The sequence below is a fragment of the Peristeroidobacter soli genome, from assembly GCF_004138485.1.
Lineage (GTDB): Bacteria > Pseudomonadota > Gammaproteobacteria > Steroidobacterales > Steroidobacteraceae > Steroidobacter > Steroidobacter soli.
Genome location: NZ_RYEV01000007.1, coordinates 281,048 through 305,908 on the forward strand (window position 1 = coordinate 281,048; position 24,861 = coordinate 305,908).

The 24,861-nt window shown below is 62.2% G+C and carries 21 protein-coding genes; 9 read left to right on the forward strand and 12 right to left on the reverse strand.

Going from position 1 to position 24,861, the window contains the following annotated elements:
• Window positions 1-265 precede the first annotated feature (265 nt).
• A complete protein-coding gene (locus EKO19_RS30570) occupies window positions 266-1,480 on the forward strand; it encodes a GGDEF domain-containing protein (RefSeq protein ID WP_129781206.1) in 1,215 nt (404 codons plus the stop codon).
• A gap of 55 nt (window positions 1,481-1,535) precedes the next feature.
• On the opposite strand, the gene EKO19_RS30575 is transcribed toward EKO19_RS30570, so the two are convergent.
• The 3 genes from EKO19_RS30575 to EKO19_RS30585 form a co-directional block, all read right to left on the reverse strand.
• Window positions 1,536-2,687: an ATP-binding response regulator gene (locus tag EKO19_RS30575; protein WP_129781207.1), complete on the reverse strand. Its 1,152-nt coding sequence runs from the start codon at window positions 2,685-2,687 to the stop codon at window positions 1,536-1,538.
• A gap of 205 nt (window positions 2,688-2,892) precedes the next feature.
• On the reverse strand, window positions 2,893-3,774 hold the full coding sequence (locus EKO19_RS30580; protein ID WP_129781208.1) for a LysR family transcriptional regulator: 882 nt from the start codon (window positions 3,772-3,774) through the stop codon (window positions 2,893-2,895).
• Between the two features lie 4 nt (window positions 3,775-3,778).
• Window positions 3,779-3,976 (reverse strand): hypothetical protein, encoded by a 198-nt coding sequence (locus EKO19_RS30585; RefSeq protein WP_129781209.1) that lies wholly within the window; start codon window positions 3,974-3,976, stop codon window positions 3,779-3,781.
• On the opposite strand from EKO19_RS30585, the gene EKO19_RS30590 reads away from it, so the two are divergent.
• The 4 genes from EKO19_RS30590 to EKO19_RS30605 all read left to right on the forward strand — a co-directional run bounded on the left by EKO19_RS30590 (window position 3,975) and on the right by EKO19_RS30605 (window position 8,383).
• Window positions 3,975-5,108, forward strand: a complete 1,134-nt coding sequence (locus EKO19_RS30590; protein ID WP_129781210.1) for a citrate/2-methylcitrate synthase — start codon at window positions 3,975-3,977, stop codon at window positions 5,106-5,108. The genes EKO19_RS30585 and EKO19_RS30590 overlap by 2 nt on opposite strands.
• A gap of 281 nt (window positions 5,109-5,389) precedes the next feature.
• Window positions 5,390-7,102 carry a biosynthetic-type acetolactate synthase large subunit gene (ilvB, locus tag EKO19_RS30595; protein WP_129781211.1) on the forward strand — a complete coding sequence of 571 codons (1,713 nt, stop codon included), beginning with the start codon at window positions 5,390-5,392 and terminating at the stop codon, window positions 7,100-7,102.
• Entirely contained in the window at window positions 7,102-7,458 is a 357-nt protein-coding gene (locus tag EKO19_RS30600; RefSeq protein WP_129781212.1) for a tRNA-binding protein, read from the forward strand. Before ilvB ends, EKO19_RS30600 begins: the two co-directional genes overlap by 1 nt.
• A gap of 136 nt (window positions 7,459-7,594) precedes the next feature.
• A complete protein-coding gene (locus EKO19_RS30605; RefSeq protein ID WP_157995510.1) occupies window positions 7,595-8,383 on the forward strand; it encodes an acyl-CoA thioesterase in 789 nt (262 codons plus the stop codon).
• A 64-nt stretch (window positions 8,384-8,447) separates the two neighbouring features.
• On the opposite strand, the gene EKO19_RS30610 is transcribed toward EKO19_RS30605, so the two are convergent.
• Complete coding sequence (locus tag EKO19_RS30610; RefSeq protein WP_129781214.1) at window positions 8,448-9,104, reverse strand: MarC family NAAT transporter; 657 nt, start codon at window positions 9,102-9,104, stop codon at window positions 8,448-8,450.
• A 31-nt stretch (window positions 9,105-9,135) separates the two neighbouring features.
• Window positions 9,136-9,849, reverse strand: coding sequence for a TetR/AcrR family transcriptional regulator (locus EKO19_RS30615; protein ID WP_129781215.1), 714 nt, complete (start codon window positions 9,847-9,849; stop codon window positions 9,136-9,138).
• 303 nt (window positions 9,850-10,152) lie between these two features.
• Here EKO19_RS30615 and EKO19_RS30620 point away from each other — a divergent pair, with 303 nt between their 5' ends.
• Together EKO19_RS30620 and EKO19_RS30625 are read left to right on the forward strand one after the other, a co-directional pair.
• The gene (locus tag EKO19_RS30620) at window positions 10,153-12,462 is read left to right on the forward strand and encodes a TonB-dependent receptor (RefSeq protein WP_129781216.1); all 2,310 of its coding nucleotides are present in this window, start codon (window positions 10,153-10,155) and stop codon (window positions 12,460-12,462) included.
• An 81-nt stretch (window positions 12,463-12,543) separates the two neighbouring features.
• Entirely contained in the window at window positions 12,544-13,302 is a 759-nt protein-coding gene (locus tag EKO19_RS30625) for a 3-hydroxybutyrate dehydrogenase (protein WP_129781217.1), read from the forward strand.
• A 160-nt stretch (window positions 13,303-13,462) separates the two neighbouring features.
• On the opposite strand, the gene EKO19_RS30630 is transcribed toward EKO19_RS30625, so the two are convergent.
• The gene (locus EKO19_RS30630) at window positions 13,463-13,738 is read right to left on the reverse strand and encodes a hypothetical protein (RefSeq protein WP_129781218.1); all 276 of its coding nucleotides are present in this window, start codon (window positions 13,736-13,738) and stop codon (window positions 13,463-13,465) included.
• Between the two features lie 475 nt (window positions 13,739-14,213).
• Here EKO19_RS30630 and EKO19_RS40055 point away from each other — a divergent pair, with 475 nt between their 5' ends.
• Window positions 14,214-14,318 carry a SymE family type I addiction module toxin gene (locus tag EKO19_RS40055; RefSeq protein ID WP_129781219.1) on the forward strand — a complete coding sequence of 35 codons (105 nt, stop codon included), beginning with the start codon at window positions 14,214-14,216 and terminating at the stop codon, window positions 14,316-14,318.
• 134 nt (window positions 14,319-14,452) lie between these two features.
• On the opposite strand, the gene EKO19_RS30640 is transcribed toward EKO19_RS40055, so the two are convergent.
• Entirely contained in the window at window positions 14,453-14,632 is a 180-nt protein-coding gene (locus tag EKO19_RS30640; RefSeq protein WP_129781220.1) for a hypothetical protein, read from the reverse strand.
• Window positions 14,633-14,897: 265 nt separating this feature from the next.
• Here EKO19_RS30640 and EKO19_RS30645 point away from each other — a divergent pair, with 265 nt between their 5' ends.
• Window positions 14,898-16,127, forward strand: coding sequence for an MFS transporter (locus EKO19_RS30645; protein ID WP_129781221.1), 1,230 nt, complete (start codon window positions 14,898-14,900; stop codon window positions 16,125-16,127).
• On the opposite strand, the gene EKO19_RS30650 is transcribed toward EKO19_RS30645, so the two are convergent.
• From EKO19_RS30650 to EKO19_RS30670, 5 genes are read right to left on the reverse strand one after another with little or no spacing between them, the layout of a single operon-like run.
• Window positions 16,124-17,947 carry a sensor histidine kinase gene (locus tag EKO19_RS30650; RefSeq protein WP_129781222.1) on the reverse strand — a complete coding sequence of 608 codons (1,824 nt, stop codon included), beginning with the start codon at window positions 17,945-17,947 and terminating at the stop codon, window positions 16,124-16,126. The genes EKO19_RS30645 and EKO19_RS30650 overlap by 4 nt on opposite strands.
• Before the next feature lie 27 nt (window positions 17,948-17,974).
• Window positions 17,975-18,157: a hypothetical protein gene (locus EKO19_RS30655; protein ID WP_129781223.1), complete on the reverse strand. Its 183-nt coding sequence runs from the start codon at window positions 18,155-18,157 to the stop codon at window positions 17,975-17,977.
• 13 nt (window positions 18,158-18,170) lie between these two features.
• A complete protein-coding gene (locus EKO19_RS30660; RefSeq protein ID WP_129781224.1) occupies window positions 18,171-19,007 on the reverse strand; it encodes a DUF4159 domain-containing protein in 837 nt (278 codons plus the stop codon).
• Between the two features lie 25 nt (window positions 19,008-19,032).
• On the reverse strand, window positions 19,033-22,785 hold the full coding sequence (locus EKO19_RS30665) for a coiled-coil domain-containing protein (protein ID WP_129781225.1): 3,753 nt from the start codon (window positions 22,783-22,785) through the stop codon (window positions 19,033-19,035).
• Window positions 22,782-24,860 carry a vWA domain-containing protein gene (locus EKO19_RS30670; protein WP_129781226.1) on the reverse strand — a complete coding sequence of 693 codons (2,079 nt, stop codon included), beginning with the start codon at window positions 24,858-24,860 and terminating at the stop codon, window positions 22,782-22,784. The genes EKO19_RS30665 and EKO19_RS30670 overlap by 4 nt, the downstream gene beginning before the upstream one ends.
• Window position 24,861 lies beyond the last annotated feature (1 nt).

The window sequence follows — 24,861 nt, forward strand, 5'->3', positions numbered from 1 at the left end:
TGACGAGAAAATCAGTTAGCCGGGCTGCTTGCTGCCGGTGAACGTGCCTTCACCCAAGCCCCCCAGTCTGACGGTGCCTTTCATGGTCGCGCCGTCCACCGTACCGCTATAGATGACCGCCAGGTCCGTGCCTGGCCTGTGACTCGACGGTCATGACGTGACGCGTTTTGCCCTGCGGTCCGGCCTTGTATGCAACAATGGCTCCCAGGAAATGAACAAAGGGACATACGGACGTCCTCGCTGAGAGTGCTTAAATAGCGACCTGATGTTCCGCGACTTTCGAAAAATCTCGCCACGCATTTTCTGGCTGGTCACGCTCGCGGCGCTGGCCGTGCTGCTGACCGTGGTGGCAGTCCCGCAATGGCTGTCCAAGCAGGCACGGCTGGAAGTCCTGCGCTTGCACGTCGCCGAGATTGCGCAGATCGCGGCGAGCGTCGTCGATGGCGATCTGCATCGGCAGCTGCTCGATCCCGCGAACTACACGCCCGAGCTGTACGAGCGCGTGGTCGCCCCGCTGGTGCGCTTTCACTCCGCGGACCCCGAGATTTTCTACGTCTACACGATGATGGAGCGTGGCGGTAAGAGCTACTTCGTCGTCGACACCGCCGCCTCGAACAAGCTGAAGACCCCGCGCAAGCTGCGACCGTCGGCTTACATGGAGCCGTTCGAGAGCATCGACGCCGAGCCGGATCCGGACTATCTGCAGCGGATCGCCGCCGGCGAAACGTATGTCTACCCGAAGTTTCAGCGCGACGTTTACGGCACGTTCCTGTCCGGTCACACGCCCATCTACGACAGCCAGGGCCGTTACAGCGGCTTCGTCGGCGTCGACTTCGACATCAAGTATTACCTGGCGCTGGAATCGAGCTTCCGCGCCATCTTCTACGGCTCGGTGGCCGGCGCGGTGCTGATCGCGCTGCTGATTGGATACATCGTGTCGCGCTATCACTATCACGTGCAGGATCGCATCGACGAGCAATATCGAATCTCGATCCGCGACGAGCTGACGCAGTTGCTGAACCGCCGTGGCGCGCTGAGATTCTCGCGCGAGGCGCTGGCGGCACGGGCCTCCAGTTACGCGGTGATCCTGGTCGACATCGACGACCTGAAAGGGATCAACGATCTGTACGGCCATTCGGCCGGCGACGAATTCATCATGAAGGTCTCGGACACCATCCGTAACAGCGTGCGCGAGAAAGACATCTGCGCGCGCATGGGCGGCGATGAGTTCCTGATCTTCGCCACCGGCTGCGACCTGGACGCGGCGACCGAAATCGCGCGTCGCATTCTGGGCAAGGTGTACGCGCACGACGAGAATTCGAGTCGCTCGCACTTCGGCGTGTCGATCGGCATCTGCGTGGCGCCCGGCGCCGATACGACGTTCGAATTGTTATATCGCCAGGCGGACGAAGCGCTGTACAAGGCCAAGCAGGCCGGCCGCAATCGTTTCGTGATTTTCGACCCGGTGGTGGCCGCCTGACGCCGCCGCCTTGGTATTTTTATTTTCCCCGCAGGGGAAAAATCAAAAGAGGCTGTCAGGAGGGGCTCTGAGCCCGACTCTGCAGCATCAGGCGATGTAACACATCGCCCAGCTCTTCCACCGTATTCGGCTTGAGCAACAGATCGCGCACGCCGGTCTTCATCACCGACTCGCGATCCTTGGGACGCACGTAACCCGACGTCATCACCACGGGCACTTCAGGACGCAACTGCAGAACGTGTGTTGCGAACTCGATGCCCGACATGCTCGGCATCGACAGATCGGTGACTACCACTTCATACGCCGCCGGATCGGAACGGAACGCCGCGAGTGCTTCGTTCGCATCGGTGAAACCCGCCACCCGGTAGCCCAATCGTTGCAGCACTCTGCTTATGAGATATACAAGCGATTCCTCGTCGTCGACGTAGAGAACGCTCTGGCCTTCGCCACGCGGCACTTGCGAGGTGCGCGACGGATGCTTGGCCGCCGCGTCGTGGAATAACACGATGTCTTTCGAGGTTTCTTCTTCATTGCCGCTGAACGCCAGGATTTGATTGATGATGCCGGCCGCGCGGGCGCTTGCCCGCTGCACCTCGGTGAGCGACAGCTGCGCCGGGTGATCGACCGGTAAGTCTTCGGAGGCGAGCCGGGCATTGCCACAGATCGCCAGCAGGATGTTGTTGAAGTCATGCGCGATGCCGCCCGCCATGGCCGATAGCGCGCGGCTCTTCTCCAGCAGCTCGCGATCCCGCTCGGCCTGCAGGCGGGCAGTCACGTCGCTGGCGAATGCGATCACGCCTTCGTCGGCGGTACCGCGATCGACCAGCGCGAGATGCCAATGACAGTGCATCTGGCTGCCGTCCTTGCGCCGGGTCTCGAGCATCACTCCGTCAGGATATTCGACACCCGACAGCAACCTGGGGCAGACCTCGTCGATGACCGGCATGCTGGTCGGCGTGGCGACCAGTTCATGAATGTGACGGCCGATGGCTTCCGCTTCGGTGTATCCAAACGTTGCGGCCGCCGCGGGATTCCAGGCGCGCACCACATGCTGGGTATCCCAAACAATACAAGCGAGCGGCGCGCGATCGAGATACAGCTGCAAGCGCTTGTTGATTGCCTGCAGCTGCTGCACGCCGCCGTCCGCGTCGAAATCGTTGTGACTCGCAGGCCGGCGTCGCCGCCACCACTGCGTGAACCCGAACATAACGCCCCGCTGAAAGTAGGTTGCTTATCGCGTCTGCGCTGGACGCGGCTCTTTCTTCTGCCCCGACGGCAACGTATCACAGCGGATACGTCGGGCGCGTTGAGCAACTCTACCGGCTATTGCTTAGGCGAATGGAGTAAGCACCCCGGACCAAGGGACAGTGAGTTATCAGCGCACGATTGCAAATATTCCAGTAAATGGGTGTTCAGATATTCCAGCGCTCGCGGCACAGCGCAAGGAACCGGGCGCCGGCTTGCGACAATGGCTGATGACGAAGGTGATAGACGCCCACCTGTCGCTCGATACTGGAGAACGGCAGGCCTTCGATGAGCTCCAGCTCGGGCGGCAGCTCAGTCACCAGATTGGAGACATAAGTCACGGCCTTGCCCTCGGCGACCAAAGCCAGTCGCAATTCCATATGGCTGACTTCCCAGACCGACGCGAACGCATTGCGCAGCCGGTCGCCGCTGGGACGGCGGGCCGCTTCGTCGAGATAAGAAGTCACTAGAGGCAATGTCCGCAGCGTGGCTTGCGGATCGCGCTTGAGCGCATCCCGGCTGGGATGGTCGCGAGCAATCATCAAACGTCGTGTCTCGGCGAAACAGGAGTAGACCGTGAAGTAATCGGGCATGGTGTGCTGTAACGGCCCGAACCCCACTTCCCATCGGCCATCGGATACGCCGTGCACGATCTCGCGGCTGGGCGCGACTGTGACTTTGAAACGGGTGAGCGGATTGCGTTCCGAGAACTCACGCAACAACGCGATTCCGAAACGGGCATTGGTGGCGGGCGACATCGCGAGCGACAAAGTACTCAATGCGCCGGTCTTGATCTGCGCAATGTCCGCTAATGTCTCGCGCTCCTCGTTCAGCACCGTCTCCGCATAGCGCAGCAGCCGGATGCCGGCTTCGGTCAATTGCGGCGGATTGCCTCGACGTAACAGCACCGCGCCGAGCCGATGCTCGAGATTGGCGATGGCCTGGCTCACCGCCGACTGGGATAAGTTCAATCGTTCAGCGGCGCGACTGAAGCCACCGGCCTCCACCACGGCATGAAAACAACGGACTTCGTTACGCTCGATCTGCATGTGGTCAATTTTCGCGCAGCCGTTGCCGGTACTGCAAATTCATCGTCGCAAGCGCTGCGTTTTCAGCGCGGGCGATAAGGTTATCGCGCCTGTCGATGCGATCACAGCCGCTGATGAACGCATCGTTGCCGCGGCGTCGTGAAGCGCGGCCGTCAAGCGTAGCTTGAGCAGTCATCGGACCGGGTGTGGGAGAGGGCGTCATGAGCGAGTCTTTGCAACACGTTCACAAAGGGTTGGAAGGCGTGATCGCCGATACCACGTCGGTCTCGCTGGTCGATGGCGAAGCGGGGCGACTGTATTACCGCGGCTACGCCGTCGAAGAGCTGGCGCGCAAACGCTTCGCCGAAGTGATGCACTTGATCGTATTCGGCACGCTGCCGGACGCCGATCGCCTTCAGGAAGTCGAAGACTATCTGTGGGTCGCGGGTCGGTTGCCGCCGGATCTCGCCGCCTCGCTCAGACAGCTCGCACGGCACGGTGAGCATCCCATGGCGACGTTGCAATCGATCACGTCGCTGCTTGCATTGGACCCGCCAGCGATCAGCTTGGGCCGCTCACAGCAGGAAGAGGAGGCACTCATCGTCGCCGCCCGCCTGCCCGCCGCCATCGCGACGGTTTACGCGGCGTTACAGGATCATCCCGAGCATCCATATCCAGCGTCGCTTCGCTATGGCGAGCGCTATCTGCAACTGTTGCACGGCCGTCAGCCGTCGCCGAACGAAGTATCGGTGTTTGAAAGTGCGCAGATCTTGCAACTCGATCATGGCTTCAACGCCAGCACATTCACGGCGCGCGTGGTTACTTCGACGCTGGCTCCTGCAACTTCGGCGCTGGCGGCCGCGATGGGCGCGCTATATGGGCCACTGCACGGTGCCGCCGATCAGCAGGCACTGGAAATGGCACTGGAAGTCGGCGAGCCTGAACGCGCCAACGAATTCGTGGCGCAATGCCTTGCGACCGGGCGCAAGGTGATGGGCATGGGGCATCGCGAGTATCGCGTGGTCGATCCTCGCTCACGCATGATCCGGGCGCTGGCTCAGCAGGTCGCGCATCGACCCGAGCATGTGAAGCTGCTGGACGTGTTGAGCGCGGTCGATGAAGCCTTCATCGAACAAACCCGTGAGAAACGACGCACGCTGCGCGCCAACCTGGAGTTCTACAAAGGTGTCGTTTATCTGGCACTGGGCATTCCCAAGGAATTTTTCACCGCGAGCTTCGCCGCCTCGCGTGTGTTCGGCTGGATCGCGCATGTGATCGAGCAGCGACAGGACAACCGCATCATTCGACCGGCCGCGCATTATGTTGGGCCTGCGCCGCGCTCCCTGACGCAATAAGTGAGCTTCTGCACGTCGGCGCACTTGTTGGTTGCGCGCGGGGTGGCTATAGTGGGGTCACGTGACTCAAGTGACTAACCCGCACGTGTCCCATACTTCCTCCCCCATCGCCGTGATCATTACCCTGATCAACGTCGTAGTACCGGTCGTAGCCATCAGTTACGCGCCGTAGGGGAATTATTAAATTACGAATCAACGACCCCCGTCGGCGCAAAGCCGGCGGGGGTTTTTCGTTTTAGACGCTGGCTAGAGTCGACGAGGGTTCCAACCCAGGAGCCTTGATGATCGCGACACAACCGGCCAGCGCACCGAAACGCAGCGGCGCCGACCTCATCATCCACCTGCTCGAACGGCAGGGGGTCGATATCGTTGCCGGCATTCCCGGCGGTGCCCTGCTGCCGCTGTATGAAGCGCTGGGCCGTGCGACGCGCCTTCGCCACATCCTGGCGCGACACGAGCAAGCGGCGGGCTTCATCGCGCAAGGGATGTCGCGCATCACCCGCAAAGCCGGCGTCTGTTTCGCGACTTCGGGCCCCGGTGTGACGAATGTGGTGACCGCGCTGGCCGACGCGAAACTCGATTCGATTCCGCTGGTCTGCATCGCCGGACAAGTGCCGCAAGCGCTGATCGGCACCGACGCCTTTCAGGAAGTGCCGACCGTCGACATGGTGCGACCCATCACCAAGGCGAGTTTTTTCGTGCGGAAGGCGAGCGAGCTGTGGCACGTGATCCCCGAAGCATTCCGGATCGCCGAGGGCGGGCGCCCCGGACCGGTGCTGATCGATGTGCCCAAGGACGTTCAGCTCCAGCTCGCCGACCCGGAACCGCTGCATGAAGCGCCGCGCGAGCACCGCTCCATCTCCGTGCTCGACACGCGACAACACTTCGATCTCGCCGCCCGACTGATTCACGCCGCTCAACGGCCGGTGCTCTATGTGGGCGGCGGCATCGTCAAAGCCCGTGCGCATGCCGACCTGCGCAAGCTGGCTGAACGCGCCGGCTTGCCCGTGACATCGACACTGATGGCATTGGGCGCGTTGCCCGCGGGCCACACCTTGGACATCGGCATGCTCGGCATGCACGGCGCGCGTTATACCAACCTGATCATCGACGAGTGCGATCTGCTGATCGCCATCGGTGCCCGCTTCGACGACCGCGCGACCGGCGATCCCAGGAAGTTCGCGCCGCACGCTCGCATCATTCACATCGATATCGACCCACGCGAGTTCGGCAAGATCAAAGCGGTCGACGTCTCGATCTGCGCCGACGCCGGTGCCGCGACGCGCGAGCTGCTCGAGCGCGTGCAGCCCACTCAACGAACGCTTTGGCTGTCCCGAGTGAATCAACTGAAGCAGGGTCATCCGCTGAAGACGCCGGGCGCCGGCGAGTTGTGCTCGCCTTACGGCATCGTCGAGGCCGTCGGCGCGCTCGCACCGGACGATGTCATCGTGACGACGGACGTGGGCCAGCATCAAATGTGGGTGGCGCAACGTTTCCCGTTTGCGCGGCCGGACCGCTGGCTGACCTCGGGTGGCCTGGGCACGATGGGCTTCGGCCTGCCCGCCGCGATCGGCGCGGCGCTGGCCGAACCCGACGCGACCACCGTGTGTTTCACCGGCGATGGCAGCCTGCTCATGAACGTGCAGGAGCTGGCGACGCTGGCCGAGCTGGATTTGAATGTGAAAATCGTGCTGCTCGATAATGCCGCGCTCGGGCTGGTCCGGCAGCAGCAGGAATTGTTCTATCAGCAGCGCTTCGTCGCCTCGCTGTTTTCCCGGCCGAGCCGCTTCGTGGCCATCGCGCAGGCGTTCGGCATTCCGGCCTTGGACCTGGGCGAGGTGGACGATCCGCATGAGGCGCTATCCCGTGCGATGTCGACACGCGGCCCGGTGCTGATCCGCGTGCCGATCGACGCCACTCAGCATGTGATGCCGATGGTGGCGCCAGGCCGCGCCAATACGGAAGCGCTCGATCACGCATTCGAGGAACTGTGATGACTCAAGTACCGCTCGCGCCACCCATCACCTGGGACGATTTCGAAAAGGTCGAGCTGCGCGCCGGCACCATTCTGGAAGTGATGGAGTTTCCCGAAGCGCGCAAGCCTGCCTGGAAACTGCGCATCGATTTCGGCCCGCAGATCGGCGAGCGCGTGTCGAGCGCGCAGATCACCGCGCTGTATGGCAAGGAAGCTCTGGTCGGACAGCAAGTGATGGCGGTGGTGAACTTCCCGCCCAAGAAAATCGGCCCATTCCGCTCTGAAGTACTGGTCACCGGATGCCACGATGAGCAAGGCCGCGTGGTGCTGGTCCGTCCGGAAAGACCAGTGCCGAACGGCGCGAAGCTGCTGTAATGTCGAGCCTGACGCAGATACTGCTGACCAATATCCTGGGCCGCTCTGTACGGCTTCGATTGGCGAAGCATTTCGACCAGCGAAATCTTGCAGAGGTCAGGGCAGACGACCACTCCGCGCTTGCGTAGGCTTATCGATGCAGTTCTCCGAGATTCTCGATTCGATTAGTGCGACGGGCGAAGAAGGCACGGTCACGGTCAGCGATGATTGGATGCAGGGACGCGCCACCTTCGGTGGCCTGGTCGCCGCGGTAGGAAACGAAGCGATGCGCAGGCTGGTGCCTCGCGACCGACCGCTACGTTCGTTACAAACGACATTCATCGGCCCCGCCACCGCCGGCACCTGGCGCACACGAGCACGAGTATTGCGCGTCGGTCGAGCAGTGACTCTGGCTCAGTGCGAAGTGCTCGATGGCGATCAAGTGGCAGCGGTACTGGTCGGCGTCTATGGCATGGACCGCGAGTCGGCCGTGCTCGTCAAACCTGTGGCGGTCGAGCCGCCTCGCAAGGTCGAGGACATCAACGAGGTTCGTTACGCGCCGGATAAATTCCCGGCGTTCGTTCAGCACTTCGCGCTGCGCTGGGCCCTGGGCGCCAAGCCCTTCACCGGCACGCGCTCGGCGTCGAAAGTATTTATTCGTCACCGCGATCCGGCGCAGCTGACCGAGTCGCACATCGTCGGTCTGGTGGATTGCATACCGACGCCCGCGCTGTCGATGTTCCGGGCGCCAGCCCCTGGGAGTTCTCTGGTGTGGATGCTGGAGTTCTTCGAGCACGACCTGGGATTCAGCCCGGGCGCCTGGTGGCGCATCGACAGCGATATCGATGCCGCGACCGGCGGCTATGTGAATCAAACCGGGATTCTGCACGACCCGAACGGTCGGCCGGTCGCGCTGTCCCGGCAGCTGTTCGCTGTTTTTGGCTAGACCGGCAAAAGTCACGCCTTTTGCCGGTCGTGTCGAAAGGGCCTCGGCCGCTTTCGACCAAAAATTAGACCGTGCGCGCCAGGCGGACCACGTCCAGCACGCCATTGATCATGAACTGCACGCCGATGCAGATCAGCAGGAAGCCCATGATCCGGGCCATCGCGTTCATGCCGGCGATGCCGAGCACTTTCGACAACCTGGTCGCGGCCCGCAGCGTGATGTAAGAAATCACACCGACCACGGCGATGCCCAACGCGATCAACACGTGACCGAGCACGATGTGATCGTTCTGCTGTGCCGAGGCCGACAGACCGATGACGACGGCGATCGAGCCCGGGCCGCTCAAGCCCGGCATGGCCAGCGGCGTGAACGATACGTCCGGTTTAGCGGCCGCCTCCATCTGCTCCTGCCGCGACATCACGACGGTATCCGGAAACAGCATCCGAAAGCCCAGGTAGCTCACGATCATGCCGCCGGCGATGCGCAGCCCAGGAATGGAAATGCCGAAGAAGTTCATGATCAAGCCGCCCGCCACCAGGAACGACGTGAGAATGAAGAACATGTAGATACAGGCGCGCTTGATCTGCTCGGTGCGCTCATGCTCGTCGAGGTTGGCGGTGATGGTCACCACCATGCCGACGGCGGACAGGGGATTGACGATGGGCAGCAGCGCGCCGATCGTGCTCAGGACCAGGGTGAGACCTTGGACGAACCAATTCATGGGCCGACGTTGTACCTGAAAGCGCCCGCCCTCAGGGGATCTTTTTGCGCTTTGCGGTCTGCGGTTTGCACAGACGCTCGAAGCCGCTGGCGATGAACGGCGCCATGCGCCGGCCGATGGCTTCGAAATCGCTGGACTTACACACTCCCTCGGACAGCCGGTCGATACGACCGGTCTGCGACAGCGTCAAGGTCAGCGCGCCGGACAGGAAGTGATAGCTCCAGTACAACTCTTCCTCGCTCACATCGGGCAGCGCCTTGCGAAGCGCGTCGATCAGATGATGAATCACGTTGTCGAAGGTGCGCCCCATGGTCTCGCCGCCCCAGACCGGGGTGTTGTTCACCTGAGCGATCAAGGCAAAGTAGTTATGCCAGCGCTGATCGCCGGTCGCGGCCCGCTGCAGAATGGGCTGCAGGAAAGCATCGATCACGCCTTCCACGGTGATGGCGCTGCCAGCCGACTTCACATACGCGTCGATGGAGTCGCTGCGCTCTTTGTTGATGATCTCCGCCCGGCGCTCGAACACCGCGTCGAACAGGCCGCGCTTGGTGTTGAAGTAGTAGTGCAATAGGGCGGTGTCGACCTTCGCTTCCTGCGCCACCTCGCGCACCGTCACGCCCCAAAAGCCATGGCGTGAGAAGTGATCTTCGGCGGCGTCCAGGATGCGCTCCCGCATGTCGGGCGCGGCATCGGTCTTCAAGGGCCGGCCCCGGCGGACCTTGCGGCGTTTGGTGCTCACTTTCATCCCGACACTCTTTGGCCCGCTGTCAATCTTCCCCCGCGACCGCTTCGATTGCCGAAGCATTCCAACCGGCTGTAACTCTGCCGAGGCCTGGGTGATCGCCCCAACAACGCTTCCTTAGGTAATTACCCTAACAGCATACTCGTTTAGGGGGCGTTTGCCCCATCCCGGTGCGTCGGATAAGTATTCATCATCTGCTGAATAATTGACAGCGAGCCCGGCCGGAGGCACTCTCGCCAATAATCATCAACTGATGAATAAATTCAGACCTGCCTCGAATAACGGGTCAATTAGGGGGACTTGAGCATGACTGCCTGTGCATCTCGGGGCGCCTTGCGCCTGTCGATCGCCGCCATTCTCGCCACGCAACTGCCGACGGTTGCCGGCGCGCAATCCAGCAATGACGAATCCGTCACCAGCATCGAAAGCGTCGTCGTCACCGCGCGTCGACGTGAAGAAAGCCTGCAGGATGTACCTGTGGCGATCTCCGCGCTGACCGCGGATCAGCTGCAGACACAAAACGTCCGCACGCTCGAGGACATGACCGCGTTCGCACCCAACATCAAAGTGAACGCGGGCCGCGCCACCACCAGCACGATCAACGCCTACATTCGCGGCGTCGGCCAGAACGATCCGCTGTGGGGATTCGAGCCCGGCGTCGGCATCTACATCGATGACGTGTATGTCGCCCGCCCGCAAGGCGCATTGCTGGACGTTTACGACGTGGAACGCATCGAGGTCCTGCGCGGCCCGCAGGGCACGCTGTACGGCAAGAACACCATCGCCGGCGCGATCAAATACGTCACCCGCGACATCGCCACCGACGAGGCGAAGCTGAATGTTTCAGCGACCGGTGGCAGTTATAACCAGCGCGAAATCAAGGTGGGCGGCTCGATCCCGGTGATCGATGAGCACGTCTTCCTGGGCGCCGCCGTGGCCTACCTGCGCCGCGACGGTTATGGCGAGCTCGTCGATGACGGCCGCGCCCGCCCCTATAATCATGTCGGTCAGGATGTTTCAGACAAAGACGTGCTCGCCGCGCGCGCCAACGCAACGTTTGTCTGGGGTGACAGCTCCAAGCTGCGCATTCTCGCCGACACCGTCCAGGACAACTCGAATGCCGCGGGCGGCCAGCGCCTGAACAATCTCACCATCGCCGCCGGCCCGGCGGCAGGCACCTATCCGCGCCTGAACGACCGCTACGATCAGCGCACCGACATGCCGGTGGATCGCGATCGGTTCATCAACAAAGGCGTCGCCGCGACCTATACCCAATCGCTGACCGATGCGCTGGATCTGAAGATCGTCGGCGCGTATCGCGAGGGCAAGGGCCGCCAGTTCATCGATTTCGACGAATTGAACCAGAACCTGTTCCAGGTGCCGGCGGAATACAGCGACGATCAGACCAGCGGCGAAGTGCAACTGACTTACACCAGCGATCTGGTGAAAGGGGTCGCGGGCGTTTATTACTTCACTGGCATGGCCGAAGGCGCGTTCGACGCGTCGCTGGGCTCGCTGGGACTGACCTCGCTGACCAAGGGCAGCGTCGATACCGACAGCATCGCCGTTTATTTCGACACCACCTGGTCGCTCACCGATCGCATGAACCTGAACGTCGGCGCGCGTTGGAACCAGGACGACAAGGAAGCCAGCGTGTTCGTCGCCCAGTACGTCGGCGTGCTGGCACCGAACGCAACGTTGTTCGATCAGAACAATGTGCCGCCCGGATTCACGCTGGCGGCGGTGCAGAGCAACTACACCAACGACCGCAGCTTCTCCAACGTCTCGCCCCGCCTCGGCATGGACTTCAAGCTCCAGGACGACCTGATGCTGTATTTCAGCTACGCCGAAGGCTTCAAGAGCGGCGGCTTCGACATGCGTGGCAACCAGCTCGCCAACCCGAACACGAGCAACGGTTACGACGCGGAGACCGCGGACAACTTCGAAGTGGGCATGAAGTCGGCCTGGTTCGACGATTCCCTGCGATTGAACCTCACGGTGTTCTACACGCCGTACAAGGACATCCAGATCACCACGCAGGAATTCGTGATCCGCGGCGGCATTCCGGTCAACGCCACTGCGGTGCTGAATGCGGGCAAACAAGTGAACCAGGGCGTGGAACTGGAGACGATGTGGCGACCGATGGCGGGGCTGACGCTGGTCGCGAACGTCGGTTACCTCGACGCCGAGTTCAAAGAATTCTTCACCTCGTGCCCGACGCCGGCGCCTGGGTGTCGTGTGGATCTGAGCGGCTTCAACGAGCCGATCAATTCCCCGGACTGGACGACGTTCGTTGGCGGCACGTATGAGTGGTCGCTGGGCTCGGGCGACATGAGCATCCACGCGGGCTACCAGTACCGCAGCGCCACCAAGGTCGCGAACACGACCGCGAGCATCACGGATCAAGGGGCTTACGACATCCTCGATCTGGGCGTTGCCTACACGACCGCCAATGACACCTGGCGATTCGCGGTCGAAGGCAAGAACATTCTCGACGAGGAATACCGAGTCGCGGGCTACGACTTCGGCGCGACCGGGGCCACGGGCGGGTTCAGTCAGATCGGCTTCTACGGACCGCCTCGCACTGTGTCGGTGACGGCGACGTACCGTTACTGATCGCGGAACGAATGTTTCAGGTGTCGTGTTTCAGGTCTTAATGGCAAAACACGGCACCTGAAAAGCTGATCTACTGGTTTCATGGCTTCGAAACATCGCATCCTGATCACCGGCGCCGCCAGCGGCATCGGCCTCGCCCTGACCGAACACTTCGCGGCGGCCGGCCACGACGTCATCGCCTGTGATTTGCAGCGCGAGGCGCTCGAAGCGTTGAACAAGAAACTGCCGGCGGTTCGAACGCTGGCGTTCGATCTATCGGATGCAAAGCAGATCGAGACGGCATTCGCGTCACTGGGCGATGCCACGCCGGATGTGCTGATCAATAACGCCGGCCTGCAGTTTGTGTCGCCGCTGGAGGACTTTCCGCCGGAGAAGTGGCAGCTGCTGATTGCGGTGATGCTGACGGGAACGGCGTTGCTCACGCGAGCGGTGTTGCCGTCGATGCGGAAGAAGAACTTTGGCCGCATCGTGAATATCGGCTCGATTCACGCGCTGATTGCGTCGCCGTTCAAGAGTGCGTACGTGGCGGCGAAGCATGGTCTCGTTGGATTCAGCAAGACGGTTGCATTGGAAACGCACGATGTGGATATCACGATCAACACGGTGTGCCCAGGGTATGTGAAGACCCCACTGGTGGATGCGCAGATCGCATCGCTGGCGAAGACGCACAACATGACGGAGCAGCAGGTCGTCGAGGAGATCATGCTGAAGCCGATGCCGAAGCGGCAGTTCATCACGACGGAAGAGCTGGTGGGGAGCGTTGAGTTCCTGCTCGGCCCGGCGGCTCGGAATATTACGGGTCAGTGCCTGGTGCTCGATGGCGGGTGGACTGCGCAGTAGTCGTTAGCCAGCATTTGCTGGCGACTCCACGCTTGCGCCGCAGAGAGGGCGCTTGCTCATCGATGTGATCTCTTTGAGGTCCAACAGGCCAAGTGCTCAACGAGCGCAGATGTGAGTGAGAGTGTCCATGCGGCCTAACGCCGCCGCTTGTTGGGCAGGTTCACGAGAGCTTCCCCTCTTGGACCCTGATTCGCTTCTTGTCGAAATGGACGATAAGCATCAGGCCGGCTCGCTTCCCCGCTGATGTCGCTCGGTTGTATCGACCCAGCTTTCTTACGGCCTCGTCAATTGCCAGATTGAGCTTCAGCGCTTCCTCGAAAGACAACACCATGTTGACCGCGCGTGTCGTCTCGGCGAGTTGCTGCGGACTGGTCTTCTCATACGAACACGCCCCGAACGCACCTTCCTTGAAGACTTTTGCCTTCCTTTCAGCCATCGTGAATCTCCGTAGTAAGCGCCCAACGCCGCAGCGAATGAGCCGCGAACAAAAGCCGCAGGCTTTTGCGAGTCGGGCGACCGAAGGGAGCGGACTCGATTCGCTTGTTAGGCATTCTTATTGACCCTACATCCTTATGTCCGCTAGATTGTTTGGCGGGTGCTGAACACACCTTCTACTAGCGGCTGACCGTACCCGAAAGCCTACGGTTTTTTTGTGCCTGTCGTTTACGACTATGGTCGGGTAGCGCGCAGCTATACAACACCCGAAAGGGAAAAACTGCGGGCCGTCTAGTAGCGGTGTTCAAGTACCCGGCCGCCTCTCTGAACAAGAGGCCCGATGAACAATCTACTAGGAGGCCATCATGGCTGCTCACGTTTCCGTCTCGCACAAATCCCGCCTGCTGAGTATCACCGGCTCCTGTTACGAATATCAACTAGATGGCCGCTGACCACGACCACCCGAAGTTCCCTATTTGCGCTTGCGCGGATATTGGCTGCAGCAGGCCGGCTTCTCCGTGGGACAGCGCGTGCAAGTTCACATAGCTGACCAGCACATCACTATCGTTCCGGCGCTGTGACGCGTTGAATCCGAGCGGCAGGCGGATAAGTCTTAGCTCTTGTCCGTCTGCCTAACATGTATGTAGACGACCAAAGTGACCCGATACATCACAACTGCGCTGGAGTTATGCCACTTCTCAACTCCCGATATTCATCAGATACGGCCGATTTCGAAGCCGACGCGGCTCGCAGAATAGGCGGCCTCGGGATCGATGATTTTCGGCGGTGCCGGTACATTCTGCATCCTGGCAGGCGTGATCCAAACAACAGCAACATGAAGCAGAAACTTGTCGCCGAGGCTTACCGATATCGCGCTATTTATCGACACTTCCAAAGGGCTATACCTTGATTGCGTCGTGCGATCGTGCGGTGCAGACCGGCTTCGCCTCGCCATCCGGACGCCAGTGGAATTTAACATTCGGCACTCCACGTGGAGTTTTTCCCCTGGTTGGCTCCGCTTCACGCCGATGAGCAGCAGACCTGGCAACCGGCTCGAGTTCGCGCTCGTTGCGTGCCGACTCCTTGATTTGCTCCTCGGCCCAAGCTCTGGACCCGCGTAAAGTACCATTGCCATTGGACACGCAAGCCCCGTCTCCCGGATGACCCGCACCTACAAGATCACCCTGCTGATTGCCCTTTACATGGCGCAGGGCCTGCCATTCGGCTTCTTCACCCTCGCACTCCCCGTGCTACTCCGCGAAGCCGGCTATTCGCTGACTCAGATCAGCGCTCTCAGCCTCGTCTCGCTCCCCTGGATATTGAAGTTCTTCTGGGCGCCAGTCCTGGACCACACCGGCACTCGCCGCGCCTGGTTGCTGTTCTTCCAGTTCGCCTCCATCGCCGGCGCCTTACTCCTGACTCAGGCCGACCCGAAGCACGGCCTGATGATCCTCATCGTCGCCGCGTTCGCCTTCAATCTCATCGCAGCTTCGCAGGACGTGATCACCGACGGTCTCGCCGTTCGCATGCTCGATACAAAAGAACGGGGCCTCGCGAACGCCATTCAAGTCGGCGCGTATCGTTTCGGCATGATCCTCGGCGGCGGTCTGCTCCTCAGCGTCTTCGCGCGTGCAGGTTGGCAGGTGACCTTTCTTTGCATGGCCGTCCTGCTGGCACTCACCACCCTGCCGACATTCCTTCTGAAAGAAACAACGACCACCGACGGCGGCCCCAAATACACCGCCGCCGAACTACTCATCGGCTGGCTGCGCCGATTGATGCAGCCGGGCATTCTGCGCTTCGCCTTGATCATCTTTCTGTATCGCTACGGCGATCAAATGGTCGCAACACTGCTCGGTCCCTTCCTCATCGATCAAGGCATGAACAAGGAAGCCATCGCTTTGATGAAAGGCACCGTCGGCTCCGCCACCAGCCTCCTCGGCGCAGTCATCGGTGGCTGGCTCGCCTACAGTGCCGGACGGCGAACGGCGGTGCTTGCGAGTGGTATCGCTCAGGCGCTCTCGTACACGCTCTATATCGTCGCGGCACTTGGCATGGGTGGTGTGACGCTGCTATGGATCGCGACTATCTTCGAGGGCGTCATCGGCACGATGGCGACAGTCGCGCTGTTCACGTTGATGATGGACGCCTCCGATCCCGAGCACGCCGGCACCGACTACACCCTGTTCGCCAGCCTGGTCGTCGTGATGGGTCCGATCGGTAACATCACGGGCGCTGCCATCGCCGACGCCATCGGCTATGCGCCCGCCTTCACGTTGGGATCGATCCTGGCGTTGGTCGGCACGCTGCTGGTCGTTCGCATGCTGGATCACAAGCCCGTGCCCGCTCGCATCGAGCAGGTGTGGCGGCGTGCGCCGGCGAATTCCTAGCCCGGCAACTCGATCGTGAACGTCGAGCCTTCGCCCGGCTTGCTCTGTGCCCACACCTTGCCGCCGAGTCGTTCGATGGCCTTGCGCACCAGGGCCAGGCCGATGCCCGTGCCGGGGTATTGATCGTCCCGGTGCAGTCGCTGGAACAGCTTGAAGATGTGATCGTGGTACTGCATGTCGAAGCCGATGCCGTTATCGGTGACGGCCAACAGCACGCCACCATCCTTGCGCCGGCACACCACGGCGATGCGCGGGCTCGTCGTATCGCGCGTGTACTTCAACGCGTTTTCCACGAGATTGCGCAGCGCCAGCGCCAGACCACTCGCATCGACGCGCACCGTCATCGGCTCGACGACCACCGTCATCGCGATGCCTCGACGTTGAATCTCGTCCTGATACGGATTCAACACCTGATCCACCAGCGACGGCAGACTCACCACGCTGGCCTGCATGCCGCGACGATCGATGTGCGAGTACGACAGCAGATCGTCGATCAGCGTCGCCATCTTCAGCGAACCATTACGGATGCGTGACAGATGCTCGCGGGCGCGATCCGTCAGCTGGCCTTGCAGCTCCTGCTCGAACAAGTGCGCGAAGCCGTTGATGGCACGCAGCGGCGCCTTCAAGTCGTGCGCGACCGCGTACGAGAATCCTTCGAGCTCGTCGTAAGCGCGCTTGAGCTCGGTGGTCCGCTCGCCGACGCGTTGCTCCAGAGCCGTCGTCAGCTCGCGATAGCGCTGTTCGCTGTGGCGCAGCTCGATGTTCGCATCCTGCAGCTGCTGATTGGCGTTCATCAGCTGGTCCGTCAGCTCCTGCGATTCGTTCTGAATCCAGGCCTCGCGCGCCCCCAGGATCACCGCGAACAGGATCGAGATCGTCGCCGACAGCCAGATGACGCGGGGGGTGAAGGTCGCGGAGCTGCTCAACACCACGACGATCATGATGACGATCAGCAACGCCGGCATCACCGCTTCGAGCCAACGCTCGCGCACGCGGATCTTTTGAGTGATGTCGCCTTGATCGCGCTTGCTGATCCACACCTGCTCGTGGGCCGCGCCGGCGACCAGACCGAACATGAGCAGCCAGCTGACATTGACCACGTCGTCGGGCAAGTAGCTTTCGGTCAGCAGCGCGTGTGCGTAGGTGAAGTTGGAGACGGCGTAGACGCAGGTGCCGATGACCATCAACAACATGGGTGTCCACGAGGCGCCCCAGCGGAAGGTCCACAGAGCACTGAGCGTAAATAGAAACGTCCCGGCGACCAGCACGGTGTGCGCGACGCCGATCCAGAGAAATGTGGCGGTCATGCTCGAGTTCTGGAGCGCCGGCTCGAGCATGCCCAACACCACCGTAACCGCCAGGCAGCAAGTCACCAGACCGAGGTTGCCTGCATGCTTCAGAGTAAACGGCTCGCGGTTGCGCGCCTCGGGCAGCTGAGTCACGCCGATCACGATGAAGAACGCAAAGCCGCTGTAGAAAATCTGGTTGAGGCTGGGAAAGGGCTGCGCGACCTTCAGGATCAGATGCACGTAGTTCCAATGCAGTTGCCCTAACAACCAGCTGCCGCAGGCGGCGGTGATCCACAGCCACGCGCGCCGACGTTCGGGCTCGACCTGACGAGCGGTGCGGAAGCAGCAAGACGCAGCGGCGGCAGCGGCGAGGGTCCAGGCCAGATCGTTGATCCACACCTGGGATTCGTTGCTGGTGAGGTAGATGGCGACGGCGTATGCCACCAGCCCGGCGCACCACGCATAGCCGAGCGCCAGACGCGAACGCGTCGTGTCGATCTCCGTGTTGATCTTGTCGGCCTCGGTTATCACGGCCGGTAGTATGCCTGTCGACAGGCTTCAGGTCAGTTTGATGCGCTCTTCGCCGCAGCGCTTGCAGCGCTCGGTGCTGACCAGGCGGCCCTGCTTCACATCGAAACGGCGCCCCGCGAGCAGCTCCCACTTGTGAAAACCCGAGGTGCACAGCGTCTTGCCGTCGGCGCGCTTCTGCTTGGCTTTTTTCAGATTGATGACATTGGTCATGGGGCGCGGAGGATCAGTGCGTCATTGCATACACAACCACGTTCACACCGACCATGTAGGAGCGCGTGGAGAAGGTCTCGAAGTACCAGTCGCCGTAGGCTTCGCGCTCCCAGCCGTCGCCGATGTCGGTGTTGTGGGTGGCGAGCACCATGATACGGCCATCGTCGTCCAGCCACGCGCGCATTTCCGGCGTATCGAGCGAGCCGGCGGGATACTTGTGCGCGCCCGGCGATTCGGCGGTGGGGCCGCCCGGGCTGGCGAAGGGCAGTGCCGGAATCTGCGGCATCTCCTTCAGATCGAACACGGTGTGAAAGATGGGATGGTCGGTCGAGAGCACGCGCCACTCACGATTCGGCAATACGGTGCGCATCACATTGGCGAACTGTTGCCACTCGGCGTCGCCCCAGAAGTCGTCGACCCACACGAAGCCGCCGCGCTCCAGATAGTTCTCGAACGCGGCGCGCTCCTCTTCCGTCAGCACCATGTAGCCCGGGTCGGACATGAACAGCATGGGGAAGTCGCCGAGATCGGGCGCGGTGAGCAGGCGGCTCGCGGCCTTGGGGGCGACGTTGATGCGAGTCAGTTGCTTGAGGCGATGGCTGAAATTGTCGTCGCCTTCCGGAAAGTCCGTCTCCCATCGCGCCCACACACGACCGTCATAGGCATAGTAGGCCTCGCCCATGCCGCCTTCGCTGTCATAGATGGCGCGAACCATATTGAGTCGCGACATATCGGCAGGCGTGGAGGCGCGCCCGCCATCACCGGTAATGAGATTGTTACCCGCAACCGCAGCCAGCGTCGCGAACGCGGCGCCGGTGGCAAGAATCGTGAGCGGCAGCAAGTTCGTCATGAGTTGCGCCTGCGACTCTCACGTTTCAGCGATTCCCCAGGCGACGGTAGTACTCGGCCACAGCCTCGCGATAACGCGGCGAGTCCGGCGACGGCAGCTCTGCGTGCGCCGGCGAATCGCCCTTCGCGCGAGCCGCGGCATTCAACGCGGTCAGCTCAATTTGATCGATGACTCGCATCATCTCGCCCGACTCCGCCAGGGGATCGCCGTTGAGCCGTCGAAGTTGATTGGCGTTCCGGCGCAAGGCGTCGATTTCGGCAGCAGTGAGCTCGCCATTGGTCATGCGATTCGTGAGATCGCGAATGCGCTGACTGATCGCGGCCGTCTCCCGGGCCAGCGAGCCGCGACCCTCTTCAAGCGTGTTCAACCCGCGCGGGGGAATGATGGGGTTCCAGGCGGAGAGTCCATGCTGAGCGCCAGCGGTGCCGCCGCGAGAGCCTTCGGCTTGTGATGTTCCCCCCTGACGCGAGCCCGACGAGCCCTTGCTGCCGTCGGCCTGCTGACCTTGACTGCTATCGCCGCCTTGCTGGTTCTCGCCATTCAAGCGCGCGGAACGCGAGTCACCCTTGCCGGATTGATCGCCTTGCTGGGCCTGACTGGAATTCCCCTGCCCGGATTGATCGCCTCGTTGACTCTGACTGGAGTTCGCTTGGCCGGGTCGATCGCCTGATTGACCCTTGCTCGAGTCACCTTGCTGGCCCTGTTGACCGTTCTCGGATTGCTGACCGCCTTGTTCCTCGCCAGTGCGCTGAGCGCTCCGGACCGCGCGACGCAGCTCCGCAACTTGCGCGAGCAAGTCGTCCGTCGTCGCCGAGTCGCGCTTCTGGGTACGTTCGTTGGCCGCTTGAGTCGCGGCTTCGCGCAGATCGTGCTGGAGTGAGTCGAGCGCATCAGTGATCAATCCTTCGCGGGGTGCAGCCTCGCGAGCGCGACCGTAGTACACCTCGGCGGCGCTGCGATTGAGCCGATACATCACGTCGGAGCCTTCGATGTCGCGCACGATCTCGCTCAGGCGCTGCGTGGTCTTGGGCGTTTTGGCACGATGCTCATGCACGGCGCCACGCATATCGCCCTGCAGCTCCGACAGCTCCGACGCCATGCGCTGTTTCGCTTCCACCAGATCCTTGACTTCACGCTGACTCAAGCCACCGCGGCCACTGGAACGGAACGTCGACTCATTGCCCTGCGACAGCGACTTGTACAACTCATTTTCGATGCGCTTCTGATCCTCCAGCATCCGGCCGCTGCGGTCGGCGAAGCGTTCGAGCGTTTCATCCAGGCGCGACGAATCCGGCTTGTCGATCTGCTTCAATGCCTGGCGCAGATGCTTGCTCGCTTGCTTGGCCGACTCGTTGTTGGGGGAGCCTTCGCCCTTGGACTCATTGGCCGCGCGCATGTCGTCGAGCGCCTGATTCACCGATTGCAACGCCTGCTCGACTTCGGAGCGTTCCTGCGAATTGTTGCCACTGCTCTGCTTGCCCTTGCTGCCGGAGCTCGAACCGCTGGCGCCGCTCTGGCCTTGCCGCGACGAGTTGCTGTTGGCCTGCTGCTGTTGTGAGCCCTGCTGCTGACGATTCAGCTCGTTGAGCCGACGGCGCAGATCCTCCGCCTCCCGTCGCAGCTGTTCCTGCTGCCAGCGCTGCTCCTGCAACTGCTGGGCGGTGCGTTGCTGTTCGGCGAGCTTCTCCTGACGCTCGGCCAGCTCCTTCAACTTGCGAATGGCTTCGCTCAGCTCCTGCTGCTTGTTCTGCTGAGAGAGCTGCGATTCGCTCTCGTACTGACTCTTTTCGACGTCCATTTCGAGTTCGAACATCTCGCCGAAGTTGCGGGCCGCCTGCGAGCCTTCGCCGCCACCATCCTGCTGCATGGAGACTTGAACTTCACGGAACGCCGACTCGGCACGCAGCAGTTGTTGAAGCGCCTGCTGCTCGGGAGTGACGGCATCCTGCAAACGGAACGCGGACAGATGTCCGGCGGCGGGTTCCATCAATCCCGCCGCGCGTTCGAGGCTTTCGACAAACGTCTTCACGCGTTCATCGGAATCGACATCCATACGTGCACGAGTTCGTTGCGCCAGCGTGCGAGCCTGCGTCGCGAGTGTCGTCTGGAAATCGGCCAGCATTCGTGCGCTGTCTTCGAGTTGTTCGCGCGTGCGGTTGTTGCGTTCGTCGCTGCGCTGCAAGTTCCAGGTCGCCAGCAGGATTTCGCGCTGCCGCTCGGAAATCGCGCCCTGCTCATCGGACATGCCGCCACCGCCGCCGCCCCCTCCGCCGCCTTGTTTGAAGGTGCGTTCGAACGGCTGGACCTGCACCATGAACAGGTCGGTCTGCACGCTCTGGCTGCGATCCTTCGCGACGGCGTAGTACGACACCAGATCGCCCGGCACCAGCCGCTGCGAATCGGCGGCCTTCTCGCCCAGCTCTTCCATGCTCAGCAACGACTCGTTCTCGCTGCGCCTGGCACCGCCGCCGACCGGCATTTTCCGCCATTCGCCGCCGTTGACGGAGTAGAGCAACGACACGTCGCGCAGCTTGAAATCGTCTTCGGCCTGGATGTGTACCGGCACTTCTTCGATGCTGGTGGCGCGCCAGTCGCGACCCGGCTTGCGGATTTCGATGGTGGGTTTTTGGTCGGCGACGATCTCGATGGTGTACTCGTCGCTGAGCGCCACGAACTCATCCGCGACCCGGGCCCCGATCTGATACTTGCCCGGCTCATTGACCGCAATGGTGCCGACGTTGGCGGCGCCTTTCTGATCCAGTTCCTGGCTGCGACCGTCGACGATCAGAGCGGGCGCATCGAGGGGCGCATCGGCGAAGACTTCGACTTTCACATCCGTGCCCGCGACGGCGCGAATATCACGCGACTCCTCATCCGTCATCGCATCGAGCCCGGTCCACTCCGGATACTGATACGTCAGTCGCACGCGCTGGATCTTCGGCAGATCGACGACGCCGATGGTGTGCTCGGGGCTGCGAACGCCATCGGCCTGAACGTAATAAGTGAGCGGACCGCGCACGGCGTAGAGCTTGAAGTCGAACTGGCCTTCTTCGGCCGAACGCATGGGCGCGGCTTCCCATTGCGCCTGATCGGCGAAGCGCACGAAGACCTGGGTCTGCTCGGGCCGGAACCCTTCCACCGTCGCCTGGATCGCAATGTCGCTGTTGCGCCGGATGGTCGTGTCGCCCGGTTCAACGCTGACGCGCTTCAACGTGATCGCTTCACGCGGCAACTCGGCGCCCAACAACAAGTGGCGGCTGCCGAATCCCCAATACGACGGACCGACCGTCAGCATCAACGCGAGCGCGACCACCGCGGTACCGGCAATCGAAGCGGCAAGCGCGAAACGTCGGTGGGAAACAATGGTCGTCGGTGGCGTCTTCTCGGCGATCGTCGCGGCATCGGCGGCGAGCAGTTCGATCAATGGTGAGGCGTGGCCTTCAGCCTCACGTCGTTTGCTATCGAGATACGTTTGGATACGCCCGTGTTCTTCCGGCAGGTGCTGCTCGAACACTTTCGAGCCGTCATCGCGTTTCAGCCGGCGCAACGGCAACCACAGCAACATCACGGCCACGAGCAACAACAGGAGCACCACGGCCAGGCGGGCGGAAACCGCGATGGACGATGCAAAGCCTTCGCGATTGAACAGCCAGACGGCGAGGGCCGTCAGCAACAACGTGCCGGCCGCACCGACCGCACCGGCGCGTAAATAGATATGAGCTCGCAGCCGGCTGCGCAATTCAGCCAGATAGCTTTCGAGTCGTTCACGTGAGGTCATTTCGGCACCTCGCGACGAATGGCCAAGTGACGGTTCGCCAGCAACGTTTCTGCGATCAGCAGGATAGCGGCCAACCAAAGCAGCCAGGGGCCGAGCGATTCCGGCTTGACCGCGGGAGCAGGCGTCGAGGCAACAGTCGGCGTCGGCTCCTGCGCACGCAATGCCTGCCAGCGACCGACGAAGTCCGGTGGCAACGTGGCGAGATCCGACTCACGCGCGTCCACGTTCACCGCCAGCCAGCGGGCACCTTCGCTGCCGCGAATCTCATAAAACCCGGCTTGATCGGGGATCAGGCGGTCTGTCGTACTCTGCGCCAGCCCCAGCACCCGACGGCCCTGAGGATCGAATATCTGCCCGCCGCCGCCCGCGGTCAATCCGGTGGTGACGGTTGCGCCGACTAGAGCATTAGTCCCAGTGGCCTCGGCTTGGGTCAGATAGCTCGCGGCCGCGCCGATGAACTGCACGAACAGCGGATGAATGGCCAGATCGCTCCAGCGCCGGTCGACCGGCACGGTCAGGATCAGCATCCGGCCGGCGCCCAGCGTGCGCTCGATCAGCAGCGGCGTGCCATCGTCGAGGGCGATCAGGGTCTTGTCCTCGGCGGCCGGCTGAATCGTACGCTGTCGGAAGAATCGCACTCGATTCCAATCGGTCGCCTCGCGCAGCACCGGATGCGTGCTCGCAACGTCGCCGACCTTGCCCGTCCGGTTCTTCACCTCACCGCTATGCAGGTCGCCGAGCAAATGATCGTTCTTGTCCTCCGCGTCGCCCAGCGTCGCCAGCACCGCACCGCCGGCGGCCACATAAGAAAGAATGCGTCGAGCCGCGGCGTTCGAGAGTGCGCTCGGATCGGAGACGACGATCAACGAATACTTGCCGAGCCCGCCGGAGTCCATGGAGTTCGCCACACGCTGCTCGACAGTGAGCCGAGGCGCGGACAAGGCACCAATCGCCGCACCGAAATAAGCGGTGTCGTCCGATTCCGTATCGCGCGAGATCAACAGCGCGGCGGGATTGGCCTGCTCGATGACCGCGAAGAAACGATCGTCTTGCGGCAGCTCATCGCTGGGATCGAGGAGGACTTCGATCCGATGCGCGCCGGCGCTGAGATTCAGATCGCTGAATGTGACTTTCGTGAATGAGGTGCTGTTGCCATGGGTGGGCTGCGAGGTCGGATGCAGCGAAAGCTCAGTGCCGGGCGCATTGCCGCCTTCACCGGCCACGATCTCGGGCTGAGCCGCAGCCGCCGCCAACGTCACGCTCTTCCTCGACACTTCCTTGTCATCGACGCGAAGAATCACGTTGCGTTGCTGAGGCTCGGTGACCGAGCTGCCCAGCGTCGCTTGCAGCGAATGCGTGTCGAGCGGCTCCATGGCGGCGTTGGCGATATAGATGTTACCGGCGGGACCATCGCTCACATCGTGCATGACGAGCTGGGTCTGCGCGGGCAGTTGCAGATCGGCGAAGCGCAGTGGCGCGGCACTTCGCTGCAGATCCGAGATCAAATGCAGGACGACTTGGGGTCGCGGCGACCCGAGCCACGAGTTCGCGGTGCTCATCGCGAAACCGTAGTCGAGGCGCTCGATACCGGGCTTCAGATTCTGAAGCGCCGCGCGCACGGCGCCGACGTTTCCGGCGGTCGTGCTCGGGCTCACGACCTGGATTCGACGCCCGGAGCCTGACAGCAACATCACTCGATCGGAGGAGGGCAGGTCGGCGATGACACTCTCGGCCTCATCCAACGCTCGCTGCCAGCGCTTGCCGTGCTGCATGGACAGCGACGAGTCGAGCAGGATCGCATGCAACTGCGCGTTGGCATCCGGCTGCGGCACGATGCGAGCGGTCAGCAGCGGCCCGGCGAAGGCGAGCACCAACGCGATCAGCAACAGGATGCGAGTGATCAACAGCAGCCAATAGCGCAGCGTTCGCTTCGCCGTGCGCTGGGTCTCGCTCGCCTCCAGCAGCATGAGCGATGCGAACTGATGCTGAGTGGGATTCGCGCGCGCCACCCGGTGCAGCCACAGCGGCAAGCCGATGGCCAGCAATCCGAGCAGCAGTGCAGGCGCGAGGAACATG